Here is a 25,159-nt window from a genome sequence, read left to right as displayed (position 1 = left end):
CCCTATGGCCTTATTAAACTCCATTTTTACTTGGTTCATGAAAAAAAGAATTCACCAGATTGAACTTTTCATGAAATACCCACACGATGTACAAGAAGAATGGTTTCAGAGTTTAATTGCCACTGCTGAAGCTACTGAATGGGGAAAAAAATACGATTATACAAGTATATTAACGCCCGAAATCTTCAAAGAACGTGTCCCTATACAGGACTATGATGATATTAAGGGCTACGTTGATCGCATGATAAAAGGCGAACAGAATATCTTGTGGCCTTCTGATATCAAATGGTTTGCCAAGTCCTCAGGCACCACATCTGACCGTAGCAAATTTATTCCCGTTAGTGAGGAAGCACTCGAAGAGTGTCACTTCCAGGGCGGTAAAGATATGCTTACAATCTATTGTCATAATAGACCCGAAAACCGCGTATTTACGGGAAAATCTGTTGTTATTGGTGGTTCTTCACAAATCAACAATTTCAGTCCGGATTCCTACTACGGCGATCTTTCATCAATCCTCATCCGTAACCTTCCTTTCTGGGCAGAATTTAAGCGAACGCCCAATATGGAGGTTACTTTAAACCCAAACTTTGAAGAGAAAATTGAGCAGATTGCCCAAATTACACTCAAAGAAAACGTAACGAGCCTAGCTGGCGTACCGACATGGAATATTGTTATGGCCAAGCGTATTCTTGAGATTACAGGCAAAGACAACCTCTTGGAGGTATGGCCAAATCTAGAGTTTTATGGGCATGGCGGAGTGAGCTTCAAACCTTATCGCGAGCAATTCCAAAAATTGATCCCTTCTGACAACATGTATTATCTAGAGAATTATAATGCCTCAGAAGGATATTTTGGTTTACAAGATCAATCGGATTCGGAAGATCTTCTGCTTATGCTAGATTATGGTATTTATTACGAATTCTTACCTACTGAGCGAATGCACGAAGAAAATCCGTCAACCTTACGTTTGGATCAGGTGGAGCTTGGCAAAAACTATGCATTGATCATTTCAACGAATGCTGGTTTGTGGCGTTATAAAATCGGAGATACCATCAAGTTTACATCATTATCCCCTTATCGTTTTCAGATCTCCGGACGTACCAAACAATACATTAACACCTTTGGCGAAGAGGTTATTGTTGACAACGCCGAACAGGCCCTGGCCGAAGCGAGCAAGTTGACACAGGCACGTATAAAAGATTATACCGCTGGACCTGTCTATTTTAAAGATTCCGAAGCCGGAGCACATGAATGGGTGATCGAATTTGAACAACAACCCAATGATTTTAGGCGTTTTTGTGAAATATTGGATGCTAAACTCCGTGAAATCAATTCGGATTATGACGCCAAACGTTTTAAGAATATGGCCCTACGACCACCTATTGTACACAATGCGCCCGAAGATACGTTCTATAAATGGATGAAATCAAGAGGTAAGCTAGGTGGACAAAATAAGGTTCCAAGATTGAGCAATAGTCGCGAATATCTCGACCCGCTGTTGAAAATACTAGCCGAATAATACGGCATACAGACTAAAATATTCCGCACATTGACCGAATAATAGGGGGTCTCCGGCTGGAGATTAGCCAAAATTTTTTGGATTCCCTTATTTTGGCTAATCTCGTATTGCTGAATTTTGTTGTTTTAAAGAACCGCTGTGCGTTCGTCTAATTGGTAAGCTCAAGAAAGCTTAGACTTTAATGGAGGTTTGTTAAGGTTTAATTGCCGTTTTATATAAAAAAACAAAAAAACCAAGGATAAAATTCATAGAAATACCTTTCTTCTGAACTTCAACTTCACCCTGTAACACTGAGCGATTGTCGCCTGATGTTACTTCACTACTTTTGTTAAGACTGTGAGTCAATTCCATACTAAGTTTATTTTTATGATAAGTGATTTTATAGCGTTACTGCGGACCAAAAAGCCCATCTATAGGACCGCATTCTTTATGGCCAAACTTTATGCCATAATATGGAATCACGGTATTAATTAATAAATACTTAACACATTTAATTATTAATACAGTATAGTCGAGAAATATGAAGTAAAATTCTTCCATTTCAAAAAAAGTGTAGTAAAATAGGGAACAACTGTCCGAAATAAAAGGCATATCAACGCGGGTAAATTATCCGGATACACGTGCAACTTATATTTCATTTTTTTCCTAACTTAGCCTAAGTAATTAAAAAATAAGATGAACGCGACAGAGAACTATTCAATTCGCGTAGAGCCAACTCAAAATTCAAGACTCTCGCAAGTAGATTTCGACAATCTAAAATTCGGAAAGATTTTATCCGACCACATGCTGGTCGCAAACTATGATGACGGTGAATGGAAAGATGTCAGCATCGTCCCTTATGGAGATATCAGTATTAGTCCTTCGATGTCCGCTTTACATTATGGTCAAGCGATCTTTGAAGGAATCAAAGCTTATAAATTTGCAGATGGAGCAGTGAGTATCTTCCGTCCGGACAGAAACTGGGAAAGATTCAACAAATCTGCCGCACGGCTTCAAATGCCGGAGGTACCTGAGGAGATTTTTATGGATGGCCTAAGCAAACTATTGGACATCGATCGTAACTGGATCCCGGCAAAAGAAGGTTCATCATTGTACATCCGTCCTTTTATGTTCGCAACAGAAGCAGCATTAGGTGTACACCCTTCAAAGTCATACAAATTTATCATTATCACTGGCCCTGTAGGCGCATATTACAGCAAAGCAATCAGCTTAAAAGTTGAGACCTACTATACGCGTGCAGCAGAAGGTGGTGTTGGCTTTTCTAAAAATGCAGGTAACTATGCATTATCGCTTTACCCTACACAATTGGCCAATGATGAAGGTTATGACCAAATTATGTGGACAGATGCTTCTGAACATAAATATATTGAAGAAGCAGGTACGGCAAACCTTATTTTCCGCATTGGAGATACGATTATTACACCACATGGTGATACAATCTTACACGGTGTAACACGACGTACAATTATGGAATTGGCCGAGAAATGGGGTTATAAAGCCGAGCAGAGAAAGGTATCTATTCAAGAACTAATTGACGGTATTAAAGCCGGTACAGTAACTGAAGCTTTCGCAGCTGGTACTGCAGCCACAATTACGGATATCAGCCGTATCGGTTTTGAAGGAGAAGATTACCACTTGCCACCAGTAGAGGGCCGCGAGTTTTCAAATCGTGTTTTGAATTACCTCAACGACTTGCGCTATGGCAAAGTAGAAGATCCATTCGGATGGAACTATTTAGTAAAGTAGTTTCCAAAATGAAATAGAAAAGCCTTTGTTATTAATAACAAAGGCTTTTTTTATGGTCTATATACGTTATGCACGTTATGCACACCTTGAAAAGCGGTCTATAAACCTCGTTTGAACCTTTGCGGATAACGTCTAGTGTCTACTGCTAGATCCTTAGGAATGCTCTCCTGTCAGCTCCTTTTGAATAAAATCAATTATAGTAGCTGTCTCCTGGGACTGAAACCAATGCGTATTGCCATATTTTTTAAACCATGTAATCTGTCGCTTGGCATAACGTCTCGAATTTTGTTTGATTTTCTCGGTCGCTTCCGTCAAAGACTGCTTGCCATCGAGATAATCAAACAACTCAGCGTAGCCAACAGTGAGCAATGCAGGCTTCGTTCTGAAAGGAAGTAAAGCTTTCACTTCGTCCAGTAAGCCATTTTTCATCATCAAATCTACACGTAAATTGATCCTTTCATACAAGTTCGCCCGATCCATATTCAAGCCAATGGTAAGGATATCAAAAGGTCTTTTCTCGACATCTTTCTTATGGTAAAATGACATCGGTTTACCAGTCGCCTCAAAAACTTCAAGCGCCCGTACGACACGTTGCGGATTATCGATGTCTGCCGTTTCAAAATATGCAGGGTCAATACTTTTCAATCGATCTTTTAAGACCTCCAATCCCAATACTGCAAGTTCATGATTAAGTCGCTCGCGCACTTCATCCCCCGCCTTGGGCAGATCATCCAATCCTTCGCACAGGGCCCGAACAAACAGGCCCGATCCACCTACCATAATTACGACATCATGCAATTGAAATAGTTCTTCTAGTTTCAGTAAGGCCTCACGTTCAAAATCGCCTGCAGAATAATCCTGCGTGATGGAGTGTGAATCAATGAAATAATGAGGAGCAGCAGCAAGTTCCGCTGGATCTGGTTTAGCTGTACCAATAGACATTTCCCGATAGAACTGACGAGAATCAGCAGAAATTATCGCTGTTTTAAAATATTGCGCCAATGAAATAGCCATTGTGGTCTTACCAACAGCAGTTGGCCCCACAATGGCTATCAATGTTTTTTTATTTGCCATAATATAGCACTTCACAGGCTGAAAAAAACCTGTAAAGTCTTGTTAATTAATATTCGTCTTCGTAGCCGTTGGATTCTTCACGCTCTTCACCTTCTTCGCCCTCTTCCTCATCGTCACCATCGCTGTCGAAGCCATCCAATTCGTCTTCATCATCGACGCCATATTGCGTATCGTCTTCCTCCACATAATCGTCCTCTTCAACCGCATCAGACACGGGGAAATTAGCCGCAGTCATAGTTTTGGGAACCTGACCCATAGACTTAAACAGCGCCGGATAGTCTTTTCCATCCTCTTCCTTCAAGATCTTGATCAATTCAACCTGGAAATCATAAGGACGATCAAAATTGTAAACGTAGTAAAATTTCTGATGTGGATCATCAATAAACTTACTTAAACGGATATTCTCCATCAACAATACCTCAGCATCTTTTTTACGTTGTGTAGGCTTGAATGCAATCTCCGTTCCCTTTTTCCACTGATCATTGCTCACATAGAACGAGGAAGATGCATCCGCAGCATAACCTGTTGATTTATGGATTTCCTCATGCAGGTCTATAAATGTACTTTTAGAAGGCATGTCGATCTCACGATATACATCTTCATAATCCTCAAAAGTAACTCTAAATCTATAAATTGCCATCTCTGCTATTTTCTTCTTTTAACCCTCTAAAATTAATACTATATTTTAAGAATTGGAAATTTCCAATGGGATTTCTTGTTTGATCGTCAGGTTCATTTCCCCTGCTTTTTTCACCAAGAATTGATAAGCTTCTACTCTGGAATTTGGAATATCGCCCTCCAGAATAGCCTCACGAATCAAATTTTTCAGCTGGCCTACAGTACGCCCTGGTGCTAAGCCAAATAGGATCATGATATCCTCTCCACTGATCGGCGGCTGCCAGTTTCGAACCTTGTCCCGCTCTTCGACATCCTTCAATTTTTGTTTGACAAGTTCAAAATTCTGACGATATTTTTTCTTTTTAAACTCATTTTTTGTGGTCACATCCGCATGGCATAGCATCATAAGGGCTTCAATATCATCCCCCGCCTCAAACAAGAGACGACGTACAGCAGAATCCGTTACGATATCCTGCGCCAAGACAATAGGCCGAAGATGCAATTGTACCAGCTTCTGAACAAATTTCATTTTCTCATGGAGCGGCAGCTTCAATTCAGCAAAAAGCTTTGGTACCATACGTGCACCACGATCTTCGTGGCCATGAAACGTCCAGCCGAGCTTTTTATCGAAACGTTTTGTTGCCGGTTTAGCAATATCATGCATAATCGCTGCCCAACGTAACCAGAGGTCTTCAGACAATTCACATACATTATCCAGCACTTCCAACGTATGGTAGAAATTATCTTTATGGCCTTTGCCATCAATGACATCAACTCCGTGTAAATTATACATGGCCGGAAATATCAATTCCAGGAGACCGGTATCAAAAAGATATTTAAAACCGACTGACGGCTTAGGTGAGAGAATAATCTTATTGATTTCATCGATAATACGTTCTTTCGAGATAATCTTTATTCGCTCTTTGGTATCGCTAATCGCTTTGATCGCATCAATCGTGATTTTAAAATTTAGCTGTGTCGCAAAACGGATAGCCCGCATCATACGCAGTGGATCATCGGAAAACGTTTCTATCGGATCCAACGGTGTTCGAATAACGCGCTGTTCAAGATCCTGCACGCCGTCAAATGGATCCACTAAAGTACCATAATCCGCTTTATTCAAAGAAAACGCCATCGCGTTGATCGTAAAATCACGTCGATTTTGATCATCGGATAAGGTACCGTCTTCCACAATAGGCTTACGTGAATTGGCACGATAAGATTCCCTTCGGGCACCGACAAACTCCACATTGAGTCCTTCATAAACCAACATTGCTGTACCAAAATTCTTGTAGACAGCAACTTTAGTATGTAGCCTATCACCCAATAAAGTCGCAAATTCAATGCCGCTGCCGACGACAACAATATCCACATCATTCTTAAAAGGCCGCTTCATAATATAGTCGCGAACATACCCCCCAATGACATAACATTCTGTATTTGTTATCTCGGCGAGTTCCTTAATGATTGAAAAGATTGGATGTTGTAAATTATCGTACATAGTCAAAACAGCAGGTAAAAAACCAAACAGTTTGCAAAAGTAACAATTTTTTTCCCTAATCCCTATCTTTGGACAACTTACGGAAAGCAAGTGGATTTTTAAGTAATTCGGCTTGTTCACGACGGCGTTTTACAATATGTAAAGCCGAGAAAATTGCCTCTACAAAAGAGCTTTCAGAAGCTAAGTTTTTTCCAGCAATATCATAGCCTGTACCATGATCTGGCGAAGTACGTACGATAGGTAAACCGGCTGTAAAGTTTACACCGGCACCTTTGGCAATATGCTTAAAAGGGATTAACCCCTGGTCATGGTACATCGCGAGTACCGCATCGAATTTCTCATAAGCACCTTTTGCGAAGAATCCATCGGCAGGATATGGACCAAAGCAGAAGATCCCCTGTTCGTTTGCTTTTTCTACGGTAGGTCTAATGATCTGATCATCTTCGGTGCCAATAATCCCATGATCGCCAGCATGTGGATTTAGTCCCAAAACTGCGATCTTAGGCTTTTCAATCCAAAAATCTTTCTTCAACGAGTCATTCATCAGGGCTAGCTTTTTAAGAATAGCTTCTTCGGTAATATTAGCCGCAACCTCATGCAGTGGAATATGACCTGTTACCACACCAATACGCAATTCATCACAAACCATAAACATCAATACATCATCAGCCTCTACTTTGGCCTGCAGGTATTCGGTATGGCCCGGAAATTGAAATCCCTCCTGTTGAATATTATGCTTATTAATTGGGGCAGTCACTAAAGCATCAATTTTGCCGGCTTTCAGGTCCTCAACAGCTTTCTCCAACGAAAGGAAGGCATATTTACCGCCAATTTCGTTTTCTTCACCCAACGAAATCTTGACGTCTTCCTGCCAGCAATTGATCATATTTGCTCTTTTGGAATGCGCCTGCTCAGCATCATTGATCACGTTAAAACTAAAATCATTTACACCGATCGCTTTACGGTGAAAAGAAGCAACCTTTGTATTTCCGTAAACCACTGGCGTAAAGAAATCGCACATACGCTGATCTACCAAAGATTTAATGATGACTTCAAGTCCAATGCCGTTAATATCGCCTACGGTAATTCCGATTTTTAATTTATCGCTCATTCTATTTAAATGCTTTGATTCAAAAATAGGGATTTTTTTCTTAGAATGACTTTTCACTTATTTATTTTTTACTTTTGCAACATGAGCACAGTAAGAGCAAAAAAACATTTAGGACAGCATTTCTTGAACGATAAAAATGCTGCACAAAAGATTGTGGAAGCATTGGATCCTAAATTGGGTTTTAGCCAAGTGCTTGAAGTAGGTCCAGGAATGGGTGTACTTTCTGATTTTCTCTTGCAAAAAGAGGAATATGAAACCTATTTGATCGATGTGGATGACGAATCCATTGCTTATTTGGACGATAAATATCCCCAATTGGGTAAGCGATTGATCCACGGTGATTTCCTAAACCTTGACTTTTCACAGTATTTTGGTGAGAAAATGGCTGTCATTGGCAATTTCCCTTACAACATCTCCTCCCAGATTCTCTTTAAAATTTTGGATGAACGCCAACGTGTCGTTCAAATGACGGGTATGTTCCAGAAAGAAGTAGCCGAACGTTGTACAGCTAAGGCTGGCAGCAAGGAATATGGTATCTTGAGTGTCTTTTTACAGGCCTATTATAAAGTAGAATACCTTTTTACTGTAAAAGCAGGAGCTTTTAATCCACCGCCAAAAGTATTGTCGGGCGTTATCCGCATGACGCGCAATGACCGTGAACAATTGAATTGTGATGAAAAACTATTTTGGCGTGTTGTTAAAGCGGGCTTCAATCAACGTCGTAAAACCCTCCGTAACTCACTTTCGGGCGTTGTTCCCAAAGATAAAATGTCCGACAATCCACTGTACGAGCTACGCGCAGAACGATTGACGGTAGATGATTTTGTCGGTTTAACAAACGAGATAGCAAACAGTCTTTAATATGCATTCGACGGACAGCACATTTATTATCGTAGGCGGAGGTATCGCTGGATTATGTGCTGCAATAGGGCTTGCAAAAGTAGGTATTGAAGCACATGTCTATGAAAGCGCCATTGAACTCAAAGGCATAGGTGCTGGATTCGGGCTCGCAGCCAACGCCATGCAAGCTTTGGAACATCTCGGATTGAAGGATGAAATCGTTCCGATTGGGCATTACCTTGCATCTTATAATGTCTTGGATCAAAAGGGAAATATTCTTGTTGAACCAGACACCAGGTCAATCAGTCAAAAATATCAACAGGACAATTTCGCTATCCATCGGGCAGATCTGCATCAGTTTCTCTTATCCAAAATCCCCAATGGACAAGTTCATCTCGGCAAACGTGCCGTTTCCTTTGAACGGGAGGGAGAAGATATTCAAGTTTATTTCGCAGACGGAAGCCATGTACGCGGCCAAGCCCTTTTGATTGCCGATGGCGTACACTCAGCATTACGACAACAACTCATACCGGGTTCGGCACCTCGCTATTCAGGCTATACCTGTTGGCGGGCCACCATCGATAATAGCAGTATACAGCTCAGTAAGGGGACAGAAACCTGGGGCAGCAAAGGCCGCTTTGGGATGACCCCACTTGTCAATAACCGCATCTATTGGTACGCATGCATCAATACTGAGGCACAAAATCCGGTCTTAAAAAACTGGAAAACAAAGGAGCTCCTCGAAAATTTTAAAGATTATCATGCCCCTATTCCAACGATTCTTTCGGAAACAAAGGATAGCGAGCTAATTGCAAATGACATCATTGACATCGAACCACTTCAGCAACTCGCTTTTGACAATATCCTATTATTGGGTGACGCTGGACATGCAACGACTCCCAACTTGGGCCAGGGAGCCTGTCAGGCTATTGAAGATGTTGCTGTTCTCGTGGATGAACTCCAGACCGCAGCTTCCGTTAGTTTGGCTTTTCAAGGATTCGAAAAAAGAAGATTGGATCGGGTAAATTACATCTGTAATACTTCCTGGAGGATAGGAAAAATCGCACAATGGGAGAATCCATTCCTGATAAGAATGCGAAATTTTGGCATGAAAATAATGCCTAACCGCATGAAACAACAACAATTAAACAAATTATTATCTGTAGATTTTATGCAGATCAACCATAATCATGACGCTGGGATCTAAATCATCGTACTACACCACAACAGTATTCACTGATCAGTCCCACATAAAAAAATAACTGAATGAAAACTACCATTTTGATCGTCGACGACATTCATGAAATCATGCTTGAGAAATTTGAAGAAGCGGGTATTGCCTACCATTATCAACCGGATATCAGCCGAGAAGAAGCTGAAAAAATCATCTCCAATTACTCGGGGATGGTTATCCGTTCCAAATTTCAGGTAGATAAGGCTTTTTTTGACCTGGCACCAAACCTCCGCTTTATCGCCCGTGCTGGTGCAGGTATGGACAATATCGACGATACAGTTGCTGCGCAAAGAGATGTGCTGTTAATTCCGGCCAATGAAGGCAATCGGGATGCTGTAGGTGAACATATGATCGGTATGTTGCTCAGTCTAATGAACAATCTGAATCGGGGTGACCAACAAATACGATCTGGCCAGTGGTTGCGTGAAGCCAATCGTGGATACGAACTTAAGGGACGTACTGTAGGCTTGATCGGCTATGGGCACAATGGTATGGCCATGGCAAAAAAACTATCCGGTTTTGATGTACAGGTGCTTGCCTATGATAAATATCGAATCGACTACGCCGATCAATATGCATCAGCAGCAGACATGGAAAAGATCTGCAAAGAAGCCGATGTGATCAGTTTCCATATCCCCTTAACGGATGAAACAAAGGGGATGATTGATGTGGATTATCTGGCTAAATTTGAAAAACCTATTTTCTTTTTACTGGGGGCACGAGGCGGTATTGTACAAGTACCCGCAGTGCTTAGCGGCCTTGATTCAGGTTCCATTATCGGAGCAGCATTCGATGTGTTGCCCGTAGAAAAGTTCCCAAAACTCGCTGAACAGAACTGGTATGCAGATCTTATCCGTAGAGACAATGTGATCTTATCTCCACATGTTGCCGGATGGACATTCGAAAGTTATTATAAATTATCGGAAGTGGCTGCCGATAAGATCATCGCCTTTCTGACATCTTAATTTTTACAAAGAGCTATTTGCCAAAATCTCCAATCAATCAATCAATCAATCAATCAATCAATCAATCAATCTAGCAATCTAGCAATCTAGCAATCAATCTAGCAATCTCCTCCTATCCATACACGCTTAGGAGGTTAAAGTAACCTATTGCTCTTGAAACGTATAAAAAATCAGGTTCCGGCACTAAAGATACCGATAACAACAACAATCAGAAACTGAAGCACCAAGCTACCGTCAAGTAGATAAGCATAGTGATAATGATCTTTTGTTTTGAAAACGGCCAATTTTAGCAATGCAAATATGAGCACGTTGGTCAGAATCAATCCAATTTTAATAGGTATCGTATAAGGTACCGTCAAGATCAAAACACAATGGAGGCCCAACAGCCCATAAGTTAGATTTTTAGCTTTTTGTTCGCCCAGCATATTGGGCAAAGTCCGCAGGTGATAATAGGAATCCTGTTGGATATCCCGAATATCAAAAGGCAGGGTACAGATAATCAAAAATATGAACTTCAATCCGCAGAGCGCAATAAAAACCCACTGATCTATTTTGACACCGACGTTGGCCAGTTCCACATAGGGAAGCACCACACTGCTGCAGACCCAGACCAGGGCAATATGAAAAATCTTGGCCCCGGGTATCTGTCTAAGGCCCACTTTGCGGTCACGGAAGGTAAACAGGGGCATTCCGTATAATAGACTCAGGATTCCAATAAAACCCAAAAACAAAAAAGAGTACACATGAATATACCACAAGCAATAACCGAGCACAAGCAAAGCGATACCATTATTTAACCACATGACCCATTCATGATTAAAGATCCAGCGTGTCCGCGGGAATTTTGATTCTTTTGGGTTCTTCGGTTTGGACCACCACAGGCTAAAATTATAAAGCAACAAAGTCGCTGTTCCTTCCACTAAAACAATATACCAATTGATAGGTCGTTCAAATATGATATAAGTCAGCGCGCATTGTGCCATGGCCGCCATGGCGATCAGCAGATTTGTATAGATTGTAATATAGAATAGCTTTCTTAGAAAAGACATCTTGGTAAATCTTGATGCAAGATAACAATCTTATAGATAAAAGTAGTTTAACATTATATTAAACATCAATTTTTTGATAAAATGGGCAAAAACCGCTAAATTGTACACCGAAATCGAAATATCAAAAACGATTTCGCAACGATAACAATATAAATTAAAATAATTCATAATAATCCTAATAACGATGAGCCTACAAATAAAATCATTTGAAGAATATCAAAGTGAATATAAGCGAAGTGTAGAACAACCTGAGGAGTTTTGGGCGAGCATTGCAGATCATTTTTTCTGGAAGAGAAAATGGAATAAAGTGCTGAGCTGGAACTTTGAGGAACCCAATGTCAAATGGTTTGAGGGTGCAAAATTAAATATTACAGAAAACTGTCTTGATCGCCATATTTATGCGAATGGTGATAAACCAGCCATCATCTGGGAACCTAACGATCCAAATGAAGCGCACCGCATTCTTTCCTATAAACAATTACTACAAAAGGTAGAGCAATTTGCCAACGTACTTAAAAATAATAACATCAAAAAAGGAGACCGGGTATGTATTTACTTACCGATGGTTCCTGAATTGGTTATTGCAGTATTGGCCTGTGCACGTATCGGTGCCATCCACTCGGTGGTATTTGGAGGTTTTTCAGCACGTTCTATCGCGGATCGTATCGTCGATGCGGAATGCAAACTGATCGTTACTTCAGATGGTAGTTACCGTGGCAACAAAACCATTGGTTTAAAAAATATTGTGGACGATGCTTTAATGCAATGTGACACTGTTGAAAAAGTAATTGTCTTAACACGTACACGTACACCGGTATCGATGATCAAAGGACGTGACGTATGGTGGGAAGATGAGATCAAAAAAGTAGAAACACAAGGAAATCCGGCATGTCCAGCAGAAGAGATGGATGCGGAAGACAACTTATTCATCCTTTATACATCGGGATCCACAGGTAAGCCTAAAGGTGTAGTACACACCTGTGGCGGTTATATGGTGTATACAGGCTATACCTTTATGAATACGTTCCAGTATAAGCCAAACGATGTATTTTTCTGTACAGCAGATATTGGCTGGATTACAGGACACAGTTACATCGTCTATGGGCCGTTATCACAAGGAGCTACTTCTTTAATGTTTGAAGGTATTCCAACCTTCCCGGACGCGAGCCGTTATTGGGACATTGTTGATAAGTTCAAGGTCAATATTATCTATACATCCCCTACTGCCTTACGTTCATTGATGGCTTTTGGTGACGAATTTGTCGACAAGAACGACCTTTCCTCTTTGCGCGTTTTGGGATCTGTAGGAGAGCCAATCAACGAAGAAGCCTGGAACTGGTTTAACGAAAAAGTTGGTAAAAAGAATTGTCCTGTTGTTGATACCTATTGGCAGACAGAGAATGGAGGCCACTTGATCACTTCTTTGGCGGGAGTAACACCGGAAAAAGCAAGTTATGCGATGTTCCCGATGCCGGGCATTCAACCCGCTTTGATGGATGAGAATGGGAAAGAAATCGAAGGCAATGATGTCACAGGAAACCTATGTATCAAGTTCCCTTGGCCAGGTATGCTACGCACGACATGGGGGGATCATGACAGATGTCGTCAAACCTATTTCTCGACGTATAAGGATATGTATTTTACAGGCGACGGGTGTTTCCGTAGTCCAGAAGGCTATTATAAAATCACAGGCCGTGTAGATGATGTATTGAACGTTTCAGGTCACCGCATTGGCACAGCAGAAGTGGAAAATGCCATCAATATGCACGCTGACGTTGTTGAATCGGCCATTGTCGGATATCCGCACCCAGTAAAAGGCCAGGGCATCTATGCCTATGTGATTGCCAACCACCATACGGATGCCGAAGCAACCAAAAAAGATATCATGGAAACTGTTTCACGCATTATCGGTCCGATTGCGAAACCAGACATTATCCAGTTTGTGGATGACCTACCAAAGACACGCTCAGGAAAAATCATGCGCCGTATCTTACGCAAGATTGCCGAAGACGATATCGCCAATGTAGGTGATACTTCGACACTTCAAGATCCTGCTGTTGTGGAGGGTATCGTTAAAGGCGCTGCAGCTTTGAAAAAATAGTATATAAAGTATCTTTAAAAAAACAGCCTTCCAAATGGAAGACTGTTTTTATATTCCCCTCAAATTTAACCTTATCGGCAACGTATAGCCAACCCTTACAGGTTCACCACGGAGCATACCAGGTTTCCATTTTCTAAGTTTTTTGACGACTTGTATACCAGCAGCCCCTGTACCGAAACCCAAATCGTTCTTTATTTTCAAATCTTCTAATCGCCCTTGTTGATTTATAATGAACGCTATTTCTACAGTACCGCTTATACCATTCATCATGGCTTGTTTTGGATATTCGTAATTTCTTGCCACAAAATACATCATTTCTTTGGTACCTCCAGGGTATTCTGGCTGTGTTCTATAGGTAGTAGAGTCATATGAAATGACAGTGCCGTTTTCTTTTGTTTTAGTACCTGACAGCAATTTATCCTCCTTATAATGCTCGACAAAAGAATCAGGTCCCCTCTTTCCTCGCCACTCCCCCTCGCGCAAATTATTGACCAGCTGACCTTCTTCAGTTTCGTCCTGTTCATCTATACTAAAACGAATAAAACCATTTCCATTTTCTAACTTTTTATTGTTCAAAGAGTCATAATACACCACATAGATTGGCTTCTTTATCAGTAGTTTCTTTTTCTTCACTTCACTCGGATAGAATACAATCATCTTCAACTTACTATTCGGATAGAGATAAAAAGCAGAATCTATCAATTTACTCTCATCACTGAACTTCTCAAGACTCTTCAACGTACCATTTTCATAAAATTCATATTTTTTACCCAAAAATCTGAATGGCGGGTGTCCACTCTCGCTGATCGCATTAAGCTTTAGCGAGTCATTCCGCAGATAATACTCCTCGATTTGATAAACTTTATCCTTTCCCAACGCATCAATATGAATTTCTCTTAAAAAATAAGCCGAGTCTTGCTTCTTAGTCTCCTCCCCATCTTTCCTATGGTAAGTGGTAAAAGTAACTTGAGCAGAAAGGCTCAATCCGCACAGGTTCAATAGAAAAAAACAAATAAGTTTCGTCGAAAAGTCTAAATAATACTTCATAATAATTGTTAATACAGGGGTAATAATAACAAATATCTAGGATAGTTAAAAAATTAATCGGTTAAATAATGTTTATTTCTGTTATGGCCGGCACGGCTGCATACCATTAAGTTTTCCACAGGGTGTTAATAACACTGTTGATAACTTAGAAAACCTACTCACCTTCATCCTCTCGAAGTCTGACAATTTCTTCCAATGCCTGAACATCGATCTGATCCTTTGGTCTATTGATTGCCTTTTTATTAGCGATGAGCTGGTTTATATATAACCTTTCATATCCGTCAGAATGTCCAAGCGAAGCCCATTATTCAAGTGAAAATCTGTCCAGCCAACTACGAAAGGAATAGTTTCCAGCTGTGGAATATCACCAAGGTCAGATAGCCTGAATACTTCCCTTAACCGTTTTCTATTATCCAATGAGTCTTTTATCCAAATATCTAAATCACCAGTAAACCTTTGAAAACCGTGCAAATTAGTTGCATACCCCCCAATCATAATGTACGCTACATTTGATTGCTCTAAATTCTGCCAAAACTCTAAAATTTCCTGATCAAAAATATCCATACACTATTTCTGATAAAAGGGTTTATGAATAATTTTCGCCTTTTTAAGCGTTTGTTGAATTTTATAGAGAAGGGTAGTCATTTCAAATCGCTCCTTATAAGTACGATTAAGTCCGGCCCTCAATAAAGCAATTTCAGATTCGCTAAGAGATTGTGAAACAAAAAAAGCCACATCATCCCGACGTGGCTAAAATAAACATATGAATTTAATTAAACAGTTTCTATTTATACGAGTTTACGGAGCTTGCAACCTTCCAGGTTCCCGATTCATTGATCAATGTCACCAAATCTGTTTTCGTGAAATCCTCAAACTTCATGGTGATACGTGCCACCATATAGTTTTCAGACTCCTCGAGTACTTCGGTACTTGTACTGCAGTTCAATTTTTCACCTTTTTGCCTTTTTAGGAACGAAATGACTTCCGAACGGCTATTGGTGCGTGCAGCTTTTCCCTGAACTTTTTGATTGAATTCGGATGCGAACAATTTTTCTACGCCCTGAGATGCACCTTCTGTCATTACCGACACATAGCTATCGATGGCCAAATCGGCTGTGGAAAGGTTCAATGCTTTACCAGGGTCAGTTGCTGCCATTGCAAAAGTTGATAGTGTAATCAATGCTGCAGCTGCGAATGTCTTTACTAAAGTTTTCATAATACTTTATTTATATTGTTAGTTTTTTTATCTCTTTTCTTATTGTCGCAAGGAAGTTGATTTTGTTGCATCATTTCCTTTAAGATTCTGATTCAAAAGTAAGACAACGCAGCATCCCATTTTATTACATTTAGATCAACGGAATAAAAAAGTCGGTAAATGGAGGTAAAGGAGCGGTAAATGGATATCCGCTCCGGTAGGAAAAAACAAAGGTATGGGTTAACGTTACCTTTATAACTGGAAAGCAGCTAGAATAGTTGCAGGCGTACAATCAACTTCATTCAGCACATTGCACCGTCGGCCATTTTTATGAAGATATATGATCGTAAATCCAACCAGGATGGGGGTACCAACAAATTCCTTGCATGGAATGCTGATCGTCTTGGCCGAAATTGGATCCTGTCCATAGACGATATCAATTTCCCATTCTTCATCTTTTATCTCAGTGAACTCCCTTTCTTTGAAATTGAAAGAAAAGGCATGGAATTTAAAGGCGATAGCATTACAATATTTGGGCAGCAGCAATGCTCGGTTAATGTCAAATATTGGAAATGATATTTCGATCTTGCTCTCCTCGGTTAGGTTAACCATTGGATCGATATTCAGCGCATCCTGCATATGGAAATTTTCGTTGAATTGGAAATTCACCAATCTGTCGAGCTTACAGTTGTTTAGGCAAAGTGTTCCCCTATCGTCATTGATATTTGTCTTCATTGCCCTATAAATCTGTCGATTTAAACGATTGCCCATTTGTCCATCATGCAGTTCCTGATGCACTAAGCCAAAAGCCTGCCTAATTGCGGCGCCCGCGCGACTTGCCTGTCCAAAATCTTTACCAGCATTCTTCGTGTCGACGTTTTGTTTTACACGATGTGGTTTACCTTGAATGTAGTTCTTTGTTCCTACCTTCCTGCTTACCAGTGGGCCAACCAGTCCACGGATATAGCCATTATCATTTATTCCCATACAATAAATATACCACCAAAACGACCCTAAGTCAAGTATCTTGTTCATTTTTAAGGATTTCGAAAGCTGCAGCAAATAGCAATTATAAATTTGAAAATTAGTGATACCTTTTTGGGGATTAGTTATAACCAATTCCTAACCACCTTCTAATTGCAAGTAAGATGCAGACAGGATGTCTGTACAGTGAAAGCACCCTTAAAAGGTGGACTCAACGTGGACTCACTGTGCACACAAGGTGGTTACAGTACGGAGTTGATCGCAAGTTGGTATGGAGTTGGTGTCAGGAAAATATAATTATTTGCGTCGAGCGGCTGTATTGAACTTTGAGAATAATGTAATCACGATAGAGCTTGATATAGACGCCACGAACAAAGAATCGGGAATGGACGATTTCTCATCCAAGAAATAGTATACAGCAGCTGCTATTGAAAAGCAGACAATGAAGGACAATAAAACAAGTATAAATTTGATTTTCATTGGTCAAGGGTTAATATAGTACAACTTAATATACAAAAAAATGCTGAACTTTACTGGAGAAGAAGCCTCAACTTGTTAGCTTAGGTAGGCTCAGCCACAAATTTTGATTTTACATACTAAAAGGGGGAAACGTTTTCCACATTGTTATTAACATCATGTGGAAAACTCAAAATCACCCATCATTTTCGTCCAACAACCATTTCGCAAAATCATCAATTTTATCTTTATTGATCACAAGCTGCTGTTCAAGTGGAAAATCTAATTGCAGTCTAAAGTTTTTATCGCCATTTACTTCATATCCTTTTATAACACTTCGGTGTACCAGTTCCCAGCGAGTGATCTGATAATATTCCTTCGTATCTAACCTCTCGACGAGGTATTTTAACGCATGGCTATCCTGAATAGGTGGATTTGCCGGATTACGTTCATAGATCGTATTCATCCCATTATTATTGCAGATTAAAACAATGTCCAAATCCATCAGTCGGATATCTTTGCCATCACGTATGGTTATGACCGGATTATCCTGTAAATTATTCTGTTTGATAGCTGCTATCTTTCCCTGCTTTTCGTCATTTATTAAAATCTCAACTTCCCCAATTCCAGCCATATATTCTCTATACAATGAAGCCAAACTATAGAACAATGTATAAATCAGTGATATACCCATGGAGAATGGCAATTGAAGAATATTTTGGGGAATCCGAAAAAGAGCGCGATCCGTTATTTGAAGATATAATCGGTCCATACATTCGAGATAGAAAATGGTCGGCAGATAGATAAATATGATCTGAATAAAGAAACGTTTTAGAAATTCGTTGCGCCAAGGTTGCTTTTGATCAAAATATGCTGTCGTCTGCATGGTCCACTCCACCATGACAGAAAGAAAAAAGATACTCCAAAGGAAATCGACATAGAAATTTGTGTTGGACAAGCAGTATTTGTAGATCTTCCATCCCGCACCGATACGATATCCGGCAGAAGCATTATAAAAAGAAAAAATAAGGATCCATATCGTTCTGGATCTCCAATGATTGATCGAGAGGTCCCAATCTCCATCTGTGCTTTCGGTACTTTTTACAGATTCCATAATTTATACAGTTTGGCTAATGGTTAACAGCTAATTAACACGATATACTATAATATCAAAAAAATGCTAAAAAATCAACTATTTAGATTTTTATTCAATTTGATTCATCATTTCTTACACGCTAATTATGAATATCAACCAATAAATATGGAAAAAGATCAAGCTTATATTTCTTTTGCTTTCAGACACTGAGATAAACAGCCGATGTCTTGCATAAATTTTCAAGGTAAAGACATCGCTATCAAAAGATGACGATAATAAATAATAACGAAATGGCGAGCGTACTGCTGTTACATCCACACCGTATTTCCCGACGGGGCGCTCCAGCGATCTTCAGTACGCTTGTGAAGGGTTTGGCGGGATCGCTGGAGCAATATAAAATAGGGACGCGGGTACAGCGACAAAGTGCAAAGCAAAACAGAGGGCAGGCCGCGCCAAGGTTGTGCCGCTGCGCAATAGGTTATGGATAGGTAAAATAAACGGAGATGAAAAGTCTACAAACAGCGAAAGAAACAATCAAACGACTTGGCCTACGCTTAGGGCCAGTGTTCCAGTCCTTATGGATCAGGCTGTTTGGGCGGTTTGTCCTTCCGTTTAGGTATAGTGTCGTTCCTGTGTTCAGGGAGCTATGCTATGCCCCTATCTGTCTATCCTTAGCCCTAAAGAGAGTCGTGGACAAGATGTGGTATCCGCGCAAGTTTGCACTATTCCCGATTATATTGGTCTCCCGGTTTCAAGGAAGTTGGCTGACCTCAACCTAGGATCCCTCGATCGCATGGCTGTGAGGCAAAACCGAAATGCAACAATAACTAATAAAATTATATAAACTTAAAAAGATGCATATGCGCACTTTAAAAATTAACTGGTTACGTACCGGTCTTGTATTATCTTTCTTTTTATTGATTGGAGCCTTTTGGGTAGTAAAGGCGATGGAGAAGAAAGAAGTTGAAGCAACCTCTCAAAAAGAACTGGTTGTATTTCATTACGCTAGTGAAGATACCAGCGAGGGAGCATTTGCTAATCCTGACAACTGGGAACCAGGGATTTCTCCATCGGCATGTGGTACAGGTACGACAAAACCTTGTCAAAAAACAGCTGTAGATGAGAATGATCTTGAGTCTATGCTTTCTGGAAAATCCAATCAAAATATATTGGATGATCCAACTTTTAGCAAGAGAGATTAGCAAAATCTAATCTTTAATTAAGAATAGTATTGGGGGTATATCGCCCCAGTACTATTCTCATATTAAAGGGTCTATCTGGGGTTCTGTTCCATCCCCGTCATTTCCAACACGTCTTCAGGCAAAGCAATTGCATAACGCTTATCATTTGGAAGTAGTACAAAGTCTTGACCACTGATTTTACGAGAAAGTGTTATTCCGGCACCATCTCTATTCAACCGCTTGATATCCGACCAACGCAGCCCACGAAACACTAACTCTTTTCGCCTTTCATTCAAGATCGTACCAAGAGCTATGTTCGCATCAGTGAATACAAAGGGTTTAAAGGTATTTTTATCCCAGCGCTTTATCATCAACTGATTTAGTGTTTCAGCTGCTTTTTCAGGTTCTCCTAAACGAGCCTGACATTCAGCGACAATCAGCAACAGTTCGCTGGACGTGATCCCTGTAATAAGCCCCTGATGTCCCATATGTGTACCTTTAAAAAATACATCGCCTTTATCATCTAGCCTAAAATAGATATTTTTTCGAAGATCATCCGCTGCGTAAAGCAGATAAAGATCTTTTTCTATCCGAGCTATATTTAGGTTAACGATATTGGAGGCATACATCCTTGTAAAAAAGACCACTTCCGCACTTGTCTGATTCGTAGCCGGTATCGGGAAACTTGCAGCGGCGGACAGATCATTAAAATCAATCAAATCTCTATGGAGCTTCAGTGCCTGTTGCCCATTAGCTAGAGCTTTCTCATACTCCCCCATTATTAAATAAGCCCGAGCCAACAAGCCATATGCGGCAGCCTTTGTCGGAAGCGCAGGAGAAGATTCAGCGATAGGTAACAAAGGTAGCGCCGCCTGTAAATCGGATAAAATTAAATCATAAGTCTGCTGTACAGTTGCTCTTTTTGAAGGTAAATTCATATCAGGATCAAGCCGCAATACCATACCCAAATCCTTATCGGCAGTTTTAGCATCATATGCGGGTGCCCATACCTGTACTCCATCCAAATAACGGGCTGCCCTAAAAACTAGTGCCTGCCCCCGGACTTCATTTGCCTCGCCGCTAGACAGACCGTTGTCATCCAATCCCTTAAGTATCGAATTGGACACATAAATACCTTTATAGCAATAATACCATTCATGGCCTCCACCAGATACTGCACGCGTCACATAATCGGGCTGCCAACTGTACAGACGTTTATCACTATCGTAATACAGCCCGTTATAGTCAGCATCTGTCAGACTAAAATCACAACTGCTAGATTCGCCCATTGAGAGATAATTCGAGTTTACAGTTGCCCAATCATTCAATAGTGCCCTATAATCTGCTACCGTTACAGGTATACCTAAACTCTTATCTGATTTTTCCTCTAAAAATTTGTTACAGCTCCCAAGGCAAAAGACAAACAGAGGGAGAAATAAGACTTTATTCCATATTTTTTTCATAAACTTTTTCTTTAAATGTTTGTTTTTATCCCCACTGAATAGCTCCTCGGTACGATTGTCCGACCGCTTCCCAAGTTAAAATCCGGATCAATACCAGCTTTATTAGCCTTCCATAGTATACCAATATTTTGTATGTTAATATAAATATGCAATCTTTTAAATCCTTTGATAGTGGGGAGATCATACCCAAAATTGATATATTGCAATCGAATGTGATCACCTTTTTCGACGAGAACACTGGCTCCTTCATAAAATCGGTCTCTGTTACTATTTGTGGTGTACGGATTAACGGGAATATCTGTAATTAATTCGTCTCCTGGGTTTTGCCATCGATACGCATAATCACTATGACCTTTTCCACTATTAAATAGATTGGTGTAATTAATGGAGGAACGTCGGAACCAATAGCCCAATTTGTAAGTAACGCCAATTTGAAAACTAAAATCTTTATACGAAACCGAATTTTGCAAATTACCAAACAGGGTCGGTATAGCCGACCCATGATAGTTCAGATCTTCCTCCTTAGTACCAGTCCCCGTAATCGCGGTATAATCCTTACTGACCTCACCGTTCAGATACCCTTGTGCTTCGCCAGTATTCGGATCTAGCCCCGCCCATTTATAACTATAGATCGCGTATACCGGTTTCCCCTTTATCCCCGAAATTGGAGGGGTCGCAACATTTACGTATTGCTGAGCCAACGTGCGTGATATCAGGTAATCGTCGATTACATCCTTATATTGGCTCATGTTCAAGGTACTATTCCATTTTAAATGGGTGTGGTCTATATTTTTTGTGGTCAGCTCTAAATCCCATCCCTGTCCATGCATGTTGGCCACATTTCGTTGCATCGAAGTATTTACACCTGTAGTCAAGTCGATCGGAGCTTGGCCAAACAAGTTGCGTCCCCATTTATGATAAAATTCCAATGCACCCACTAAGCGATTATTCTTTGTTCTAAAATCAAGTGCGATATTGAGCATTTTACTCGTTTCCCACCTCAACAGGGGATTATAGAAATTCACAAATGCAGCTGAGGGATCACCTGTAAATACAGAAGGAGAAGAGAAAGCAATGGTATTTACAGCCACCATCGCCGGATCTATATTACCGCTGAAACCATAGGAAGTCCTGAGATTAAGATAAGATACTAAACCTGTGTTGAAGAATTTCTCATTGGAGATTTTCCATGCAGCACCTGCTGACCAAAAAGGATTCCATTGATCATTTGTTTTTAGGCCAAATAGATTAGATGCATCGCGGCGTAGACTACCAGAAAGCGTATATCTGTTGTCAAAACTATACGCCGCATTGGCAAACTGAGAAACAAACCTTGTAACCGTTTCGCTCAGTGTCTGACTATTCGGAACATAGTCCTTAGCACCTGTAATAACAGTCGGATAAGAGGTTTTATAATCTATATTTCCAAATGTTAAATTATCCGGATTGTATCCATAGAACCTGTTGTTGTTCGACTCTTGCCGAGCATCCCGCATTTCAGCACCAGCAATGGCGGTAATCATATGCTTACCAAAACTACGGTCAAAACTGAGCGTCCCACGTAGATTGCTCGCATGCATTAAGGACGCGCTTTTATCAAGTATTCCACCAACGGGTATTATATATTCGACTTTATTGTTCTGAAGCTGTGTAAAACGGTTCACATAATCACGTGCCATATAACTATATTGATCGGCAAAGCTTGTTCCCAAGCCGTGCGCTTGTTCATATTGATAATTTCCGGCTATTTTCAACCCCTTGATAATTTCATAGTTTAGCTCGATGGTCCCTAATAAATCTGTCGCCGGACTTCTGCGTATCTGATGCTCCGAGTCCACCAATGGGTAATAACGCCAATCCAGTAGCCTACCATCCCCAAATGATTCAATAAAACTCTGCCTATAGTTTCGTGGAACCGTTAGAGCCTGACCATTTTGATCAGCAATACGCGTATATGGAAAAAGATTGGAGATATCATTATATCCATTCCGTCCAGACTTTGTATCTGTCTGTGTATAATACAGATTTGTGGCAACAGAAAATTGCTTACTAATCTCATAAGCTTGTTGAAACCGCAAATTGATACGTTCGTAACGATCACCCAGTGTTCCAATATTTCGATCATAGCCTACCGACGAAAGCCAAGAAAACTTTGCAGCTCCTCCCGACCCCGATAAAAAATACTGTTGTTTATAAGCTGGTTTATACACATAGCGATCCAACTGATCACGTACATCAACACCGCTCAATTCATTGATTTTAGACAGAGCTTCCCCCTCGGATATTTTTCCATTATCTGCCAGATCAAGCATATCGATTACAGGACTTAATAACGGTCTACTGGTCGAGCCGATTTTACTTTTATAAAATCCACGACTGTATAATTCCTGTTCTACATCTATAAAATCTGACGACGACATCTGAGGGATATAATAGAGGTCAGGTTTTGCATCCACGGTACTGTTGGCATTGATTTCAAAAGAGATGGGCCTATCTAACTTTCCCTTTTTCGTTGTGATCACAATTACACCATTTGCTGCCCTAGCTCCCCAAATACTGGATGCAGCAGCATCCTTCAGAATCGTTATATTTTCAACACTATTCGGATTTATATTACTGATATCACCGTCATATGGAAAATTGTCAACTACGATCAAAGGATCTTTAGGACCATTGATGGTGCTCAAGCCGCGGACTATGAGCTGAGGACTAGACTGACTTCGGCCAGCATCCATAACAAGACTATTTGCCACTACAGGTAACCTTGAAAGAATATCCGTACCCACCTGTTTGTTAAACAGTTCCTTTCCAACGGTTGAAAAAGAACCCGTAGCCCTTTCTTTCGGTATGGCCTGATATCCTGTCGATACAATAACCTCCTCGAGTTGTGTTGTCCGTGCTTTTAGTTTTACAATGAGCCTAGTAGTTGATGCGTCGAAGGCTACTGTGTGACTGGCATAACCAAGATGCTTAAGAACTAGCGTACCTTGGTGTGCTCTGGTATGAAATTCAAACTTTCCGTTCTTATCTGTTAAAACGCCACTATTAACGTGGCTCTCCTTAACAGATACGCCACTTATAGCCTGCCCTAGACTATCCAACACTGTTCCCTTTATCAAGACTTGTCCTTGTAGATGCGTTCCTAGAATCAACATACTACAAATTAGCATAATAGTTCTTACCATCTTATTTATCTAAAAATGGTGCTACATAATTCCTGTCCAATAGATTACGATAGGATACCGTCTGCAGTATACCATATTTATTGATCCAATAGTACATCGGATACCCACCCGGTTGAAGCAATTGATCCAAATAGCTACTTTCAATTATGGATGAAAATGATTCCAGTCCCAATCCCTGAATCCACTCATTTTTTAGAAAGCGATGGATACTTGAATAATTATTTTTTGTTTTTATACCATTCACCATAACCACTGTCAGTTCATCCTTATAAAGCTGTTTGTAATAGTTGATTTCTTTTTGATGCAGAAAACATGTATAACAGCCAATCATCCAAAAATCGAGCACCAATAGTTTTCCCTTATATTCTTGGAGATTTCTACGCACAGTATCCCCATTGATATAAAAGAGATGTTCTTTCGTCCAGAACTCTTCCGGGACTTTACGACCAACTTGTAACGGCACAATATCGGATTGTTTGGTTAACTGCCCATCGGCCCCGCTGTCCTTGCGGGGCGTCTGAGCTGATAAACTAAACATGGAAACTACTGCGATGCAACAGAGCATTACCCGACCAATACCTGCCGAATTTCTACATTTCATCGGATTTTCATCGGGGCGGCATCGGGTTTTAATCGGTATGGCCCGATGAAATCCTGATGAAAACTCGGAGCCAATAGCATAAAAGGCAGAAGTTGGGGCGAAGTTGTTCAGGCAAAAGACAGAAGAAAGTGGCCTTAACATTCGCTTGATTTGCACAGGCCTTGTTCTTAAGTAGTGCGTGGCAAGCACTTGA

Annotated in this window: 24 protein-coding genes; 10 read left to right on the top strand and 14 right to left on the bottom strand. The window is 40.5% G+C overall.

The features are described 5' to 3' along the window. The first annotated feature begins 4 nt into the window (after positions 1–4). On the top strand, positions 5–1,519 hold the full coding sequence (locus IQ31_RS21130) for a GH3 auxin-responsive promoter family protein (protein WP_145329929.1): 1,515 nt from the start codon (positions 5–7) through the stop codon (positions 1,517–1,519). Positions 1,520–1,711: 192 nt separating this feature from the next. On the opposite strand, the gene IQ31_RS27410 is transcribed toward IQ31_RS21130, so the two are convergent. Beyond that, the gene (locus IQ31_RS27410) at positions 1,712–1,870 is read right to left on the bottom strand and encodes a hypothetical protein (protein ID WP_157698580.1); all 159 of its coding nucleotides are present in this window, start codon (positions 1,868–1,870) and stop codon (positions 1,712–1,714) included. A 324-nt stretch (positions 1,871–2,194) separates the two neighbouring features. Between IQ31_RS27410 and IQ31_RS21125 the strand changes: the two genes are divergently transcribed. Beyond that, positions 2,195–3,265 (top strand): branched-chain amino acid aminotransferase, encoded by a 1,071-nt coding sequence (locus IQ31_RS21125; RefSeq protein ID WP_145329927.1) that lies wholly within the window; start codon positions 2,195–2,197, stop codon positions 3,263–3,265. A 153-nt stretch (positions 3,266–3,418) separates the two neighbouring features. Here the strand turns inward: IQ31_RS21125 and miaA are convergent, their stop codons facing one another. The 4 genes from miaA to pdxA are packed head-to-tail and all read right to left on the bottom strand — an operon-like array spanning position 3,419 to position 7,569. After that, positions 3,419–4,339, bottom strand: a complete 921-nt coding sequence (gene miaA / locus IQ31_RS21120) for a tRNA (adenosine(37)-N6)-dimethylallyltransferase MiaA (protein WP_145329925.1) — start codon at positions 4,337–4,339, stop codon at positions 3,419–3,421. Between the two features lie 46 nt (positions 4,340–4,385). After that, complete coding sequence (locus IQ31_RS21115) at positions 4,386–4,979, bottom strand: IS1096 element passenger TnpR family protein (protein WP_088163027.1); 594 nt, start codon at positions 4,977–4,979, stop codon at positions 4,386–4,388. A gap of 45 nt (positions 4,980–5,024) precedes the next feature. Continuing rightward, positions 5,025–6,458: a CCA tRNA nucleotidyltransferase gene (locus IQ31_RS21110; protein WP_145329923.1), complete on the bottom strand. Its 1,434-nt coding sequence runs from the start codon at positions 6,456–6,458 to the stop codon at positions 5,025–5,027. 55 nt (positions 6,459–6,513) lie between these two features. Continuing rightward, positions 6,514–7,569, bottom strand: a complete 1,056-nt coding sequence (gene pdxA / locus IQ31_RS21105) for a 4-hydroxythreonine-4-phosphate dehydrogenase PdxA (RefSeq protein ID WP_070560760.1) — start codon at positions 7,567–7,569, stop codon at positions 6,514–6,516. Positions 7,570–7,650: 81 nt separating this feature from the next. Here pdxA and rsmA point away from each other — a divergent pair, with 81 nt between their 5' ends. From rsmA to IQ31_RS21090, 3 genes are read left to right on the top strand one after another with little or no spacing between them, the layout of a single operon-like run. Continuing rightward, entirely contained in the window at positions 7,651–8,430 is a 780-nt protein-coding gene (gene rsmA, locus IQ31_RS21100) for a 16S rRNA (adenine(1518)-N(6)/adenine(1519)-N(6))-dimethyltransferase RsmA (protein WP_070560762.1), read from the top strand. A 1-nt stretch (position 8,431) separates the two neighbouring features. Beyond that, positions 8,432–9,616, top strand: coding sequence for an FAD-dependent monooxygenase (locus IQ31_RS21095; protein ID WP_070560763.1), 1,185 nt, complete (start codon positions 8,432–8,434; stop codon positions 9,614–9,616). 59 nt (positions 9,617–9,675) lie between these two features. Next, positions 9,676–10,608 carry an NAD(P)-dependent oxidoreductase gene (locus tag IQ31_RS21090; RefSeq protein WP_070560765.1) on the top strand — a complete coding sequence of 311 codons (933 nt, stop codon included), beginning with the start codon at positions 9,676–9,678 and terminating at the stop codon, positions 10,606–10,608. 170 nt (positions 10,609–10,778) lie between these two features. Here the strand turns inward: IQ31_RS21090 and IQ31_RS21085 are convergent, their stop codons facing one another. Continuing rightward, positions 10,779–11,657, bottom strand: coding sequence for a UbiA prenyltransferase family protein (locus IQ31_RS21085; RefSeq protein WP_145329921.1), 879 nt, complete (start codon positions 11,655–11,657; stop codon positions 10,779–10,781). A gap of 184 nt (positions 11,658–11,841) precedes the next feature. On the opposite strand from IQ31_RS21085, the gene acs reads away from it, so the two are divergent. Further along, positions 11,842–13,758, top strand: a complete 1,917-nt coding sequence (acs, locus tag IQ31_RS21080; protein ID WP_145329919.1) for an acetate--CoA ligase — start codon at positions 11,842–11,844, stop codon at positions 13,756–13,758. Between the two features lie 48 nt (positions 13,759–13,806). Here acs and IQ31_RS21075 read toward each other — a convergent pair whose 3' ends face one another. The 4 genes from IQ31_RS21075 to IQ31_RS21060 all read right to left on the bottom strand — a co-directional run bounded on the left by IQ31_RS21075 (position 13,807) and on the right by IQ31_RS21060 (position 17,035). Then, positions 13,807–14,805, bottom strand: coding sequence for an energy transducer TonB (locus tag IQ31_RS21075; RefSeq protein ID WP_145329917.1), 999 nt, complete (start codon positions 14,803–14,805; stop codon positions 13,807–13,809). A gap of 258 nt (positions 14,806–15,063) precedes the next feature. Further along, the gene (locus IQ31_RS21070) at positions 15,064–15,369 is read right to left on the bottom strand and encodes a hypothetical protein (RefSeq protein WP_208734343.1); all 306 of its coding nucleotides are present in this window, start codon (positions 15,367–15,369) and stop codon (positions 15,064–15,066) included. Between the two features lie 220 nt (positions 15,370–15,589). Beyond that, positions 15,590–16,021: a nuclear transport factor 2 family protein gene (locus tag IQ31_RS21065; protein ID WP_145329900.1), complete on the bottom strand. Its 432-nt coding sequence runs from the start codon at positions 16,019–16,021 to the stop codon at positions 15,590–15,592. 231 nt (positions 16,022–16,252) lie between these two features. Beyond that, on the bottom strand, positions 16,253–17,035 hold the full coding sequence (locus IQ31_RS21060) for a hypothetical protein (protein WP_145329898.1): 783 nt from the start codon (positions 17,033–17,035) through the stop codon (positions 16,253–16,255). A gap of 220 nt (positions 17,036–17,255) precedes the next feature. Here IQ31_RS21060 and IQ31_RS27405 point away from each other — a divergent pair, with 220 nt between their 5' ends. Then, positions 17,256–17,396, top strand: coding sequence for a hypothetical protein (locus IQ31_RS27405; protein WP_158638946.1), 141 nt, complete (start codon positions 17,256–17,258; stop codon positions 17,394–17,396). Positions 17,397–17,636: 240 nt separating this feature from the next. Here the strand turns inward: IQ31_RS27405 and IQ31_RS21055 are convergent, their stop codons facing one another. After that, complete coding sequence (locus tag IQ31_RS21055; RefSeq protein WP_145329896.1) at positions 17,637–18,554, bottom strand: hypothetical protein; 918 nt, start codon at positions 18,552–18,554, stop codon at positions 17,637–17,639. A gap of 248 nt (positions 18,555–18,802) precedes the next feature. Between IQ31_RS21055 and IQ31_RS21050 the strand changes: the two genes are divergently transcribed. The 3 genes from IQ31_RS21050 (at position 18,803) to IQ31_RS21040 (ending at position 19,738) form a co-directional block, all read left to right on the top strand. Continuing rightward, entirely contained in the window at positions 18,803–19,024 is a 222-nt protein-coding gene (locus IQ31_RS21050; RefSeq protein WP_145329894.1) for a hypothetical protein, read from the top strand. 15 nt (positions 19,025–19,039) lie between these two features. Next, the gene (locus tag IQ31_RS21045; RefSeq protein WP_145329892.1) at positions 19,040–19,315 is read left to right on the top strand and encodes a hypothetical protein; all 276 of its coding nucleotides are present in this window, start codon (positions 19,040–19,042) and stop codon (positions 19,313–19,315) included. A gap of 81 nt (positions 19,316–19,396) precedes the next feature. Beyond that, positions 19,397–19,738 carry a hypothetical protein gene (locus tag IQ31_RS21040; protein WP_145329890.1) on the top strand — a complete coding sequence of 114 codons (342 nt, stop codon included), beginning with the start codon at positions 19,397–19,399 and terminating at the stop codon, positions 19,736–19,738. A gap of 71 nt (positions 19,739–19,809) precedes the next feature. Here the strand turns inward: IQ31_RS21040 and IQ31_RS21035 are convergent, their stop codons facing one another. From IQ31_RS21035 to IQ31_RS21025, 3 genes are read right to left on the bottom strand one after another with little or no spacing between them, the layout of a single operon-like run. Beyond that, the gene (locus IQ31_RS21035) at positions 19,810–21,180 is read right to left on the bottom strand and encodes a RagB/SusD family nutrient uptake outer membrane protein (RefSeq protein ID WP_145329888.1); all 1,371 of its coding nucleotides are present in this window, start codon (positions 21,178–21,180) and stop codon (positions 19,810–19,812) included. 11 nt (positions 21,181–21,191) lie between these two features. Beyond that, positions 21,192–24,365, bottom strand: a complete 3,174-nt coding sequence (locus IQ31_RS21030) for a SusC/RagA family TonB-linked outer membrane protein (RefSeq protein ID WP_145329886.1) — start codon at positions 24,363–24,365, stop codon at positions 21,192–21,194. A 1-nt stretch (position 24,366) separates the two neighbouring features. Beyond that, positions 24,367–25,107: a TlpA family protein disulfide reductase gene (locus tag IQ31_RS21025; protein ID WP_208734341.1), complete on the bottom strand. Its 741-nt coding sequence runs from the start codon at positions 25,105–25,107 to the stop codon at positions 24,367–24,369. Positions 25,108–25,159: the final 52 nt, after the last annotated feature.

The organism is Sphingobacterium siyangense (genome assembly GCF_007830445.1).
GTDB classification, from domain to species: domain Bacteria; phylum Bacteroidota; class Bacteroidia; order Sphingobacteriales; family Sphingobacteriaceae; genus Sphingobacterium; species Sphingobacterium siyangense.
Note: the sequence above shows the minus strand (reverse complement) of the source record. Positions and strands in the feature narration are given on the sequence as shown.

What these genes read in the sequence shown, in the direction of transcription:
- IQ31_RS21065 (WP_145329900.1), bottom strand. Translation starts at nt 16,021, where the DNA reads ATGAAAACTTTAGTAAAGACATTCGCAGCTGCAGCATTGATTACACTA.
- pdxA (WP_070560760.1), bottom strand. Translation starts at nt 7,569, where the DNA reads ATGAGCGATAAATTAAAAATCGGAATTACCGTAGGCGATATTAACGGC.
- IQ31_RS21060 (WP_145329898.1), bottom strand. Translation starts at nt 17,035, where the DNA reads ATGAACAAGATACTTGACTTAGGGTCGTTTTGGTGGTATATTTATTGT.
- IQ31_RS21115 (WP_088163027.1), bottom strand. Translation starts at nt 4,979, where the DNA reads ATGGCAATTTATAGATTTAGAGTTACTTTTGAGGATTATGAAGATGTA.
- acs (WP_145329919.1), top strand. Translation starts at nt 11,842, where the DNA reads ATGAGCCTACAAATAAAATCATTTGAAGAATATCAAAGTGAATATAAG.
- IQ31_RS21050 (WP_145329894.1), top strand. Translation starts at nt 18,803, where the DNA reads ATGACGATAATAAATAATAACGAAATGGCGAGCGTACTGCTGTTACAT.
- IQ31_RS21090 (WP_070560765.1), top strand. Translation starts at nt 9,676, where the DNA reads ATGAAAACTACCATTTTGATCGTCGACGACATTCATGAAATCATGCTT.
- IQ31_RS21125 (WP_145329927.1), top strand. Translation starts at nt 2,195, where the DNA reads ATGAACGCGACAGAGAACTATTCAATTCGCGTAGAGCCAACTCAAAAT.
- IQ31_RS21040 (WP_145329890.1), top strand. Translation starts at nt 19,397, where the DNA reads ATGCGCACTTTAAAAATTAACTGGTTACGTACCGGTCTTGTATTATCT.
- miaA (WP_145329925.1), bottom strand. Translation starts at nt 4,339, where the DNA reads ATGGCAAATAAAAAAACATTGATAGCCATTGTGGGGCCAACTGCTGTT.
- IQ31_RS21030 (WP_145329886.1), bottom strand. Translation starts at nt 24,365, where the DNA reads ATGGTAAGAACTATTATGCTAATTTGTAGTATGTTGATTCTAGGAACG.
- IQ31_RS21070 (WP_208734343.1), bottom strand. Translation starts at nt 15,369, where the DNA reads ATGGATATTTTTGATCAGGAAATTTTAGAGTTTTGGCAGAATTTAGAG.
- IQ31_RS21085 (WP_145329921.1), bottom strand. Translation starts at nt 11,657, where the DNA reads ATGTCTTTTCTAAGAAAGCTATTCTATATTACAATCTATACAAATCTG.
- IQ31_RS21035 (WP_145329888.1), bottom strand. Translation starts at nt 21,180, where the DNA reads ATGAAAAAAATATGGAATAAAGTCTTATTTCTCCCTCTGTTTGTCTTT.
- rsmA (WP_070560762.1), top strand. Translation starts at nt 7,651, where the DNA reads ATGAGCACAGTAAGAGCAAAAAAACATTTAGGACAGCATTTCTTGAAC.
- IQ31_RS21095 (WP_070560763.1), top strand. Translation starts at nt 8,432, where the DNA reads ATGCATTCGACGGACAGCACATTTATTATCGTAGGCGGAGGTATCGCT.
- IQ31_RS21025 (WP_208734341.1), bottom strand. Translation starts at nt 25,107, where the DNA reads ATGTTAAGGCCACTTTCTTCTGTCTTTTGCCTGAACAACTTCGCCCCA.
- IQ31_RS21130 (WP_145329929.1), top strand. Translation starts at nt 5, where the DNA reads ATGGCCTTATTAAACTCCATTTTTACTTGGTTCATGAAAAAAAGAATT.
- IQ31_RS21110 (WP_145329923.1), bottom strand. Translation starts at nt 6,458, where the DNA reads ATGTACGATAATTTACAACATCCAATCTTTTCAATCATTAAGGAACTC.
- IQ31_RS27410 (WP_157698580.1), bottom strand. Translation starts at nt 1,870, where the DNA reads ATGGAATTGACTCACAGTCTTAACAAAAGTAGTGAAGTAACATCAGGC.
- IQ31_RS27405 (WP_158638946.1), top strand. Translation starts at nt 17,256, where the DNA reads ATGGAGTTGGTGTCAGGAAAATATAATTATTTGCGTCGAGCGGCTGTA.
- IQ31_RS21075 (WP_145329917.1), bottom strand. Translation starts at nt 14,805, where the DNA reads ATGAAGTATTATTTAGACTTTTCGACGAAACTTATTTGTTTTTTTCTA.
- IQ31_RS21045 (WP_145329892.1), top strand. Translation starts at nt 19,040, where the DNA reads ATGAAAAGTCTACAAACAGCGAAAGAAACAATCAAACGACTTGGCCTA.
- IQ31_RS21055 (WP_145329896.1), bottom strand. Translation starts at nt 18,554, where the DNA reads ATGGAATCTGTAAAAAGTACCGAAAGCACAGATGGAGATTGGGACCTC.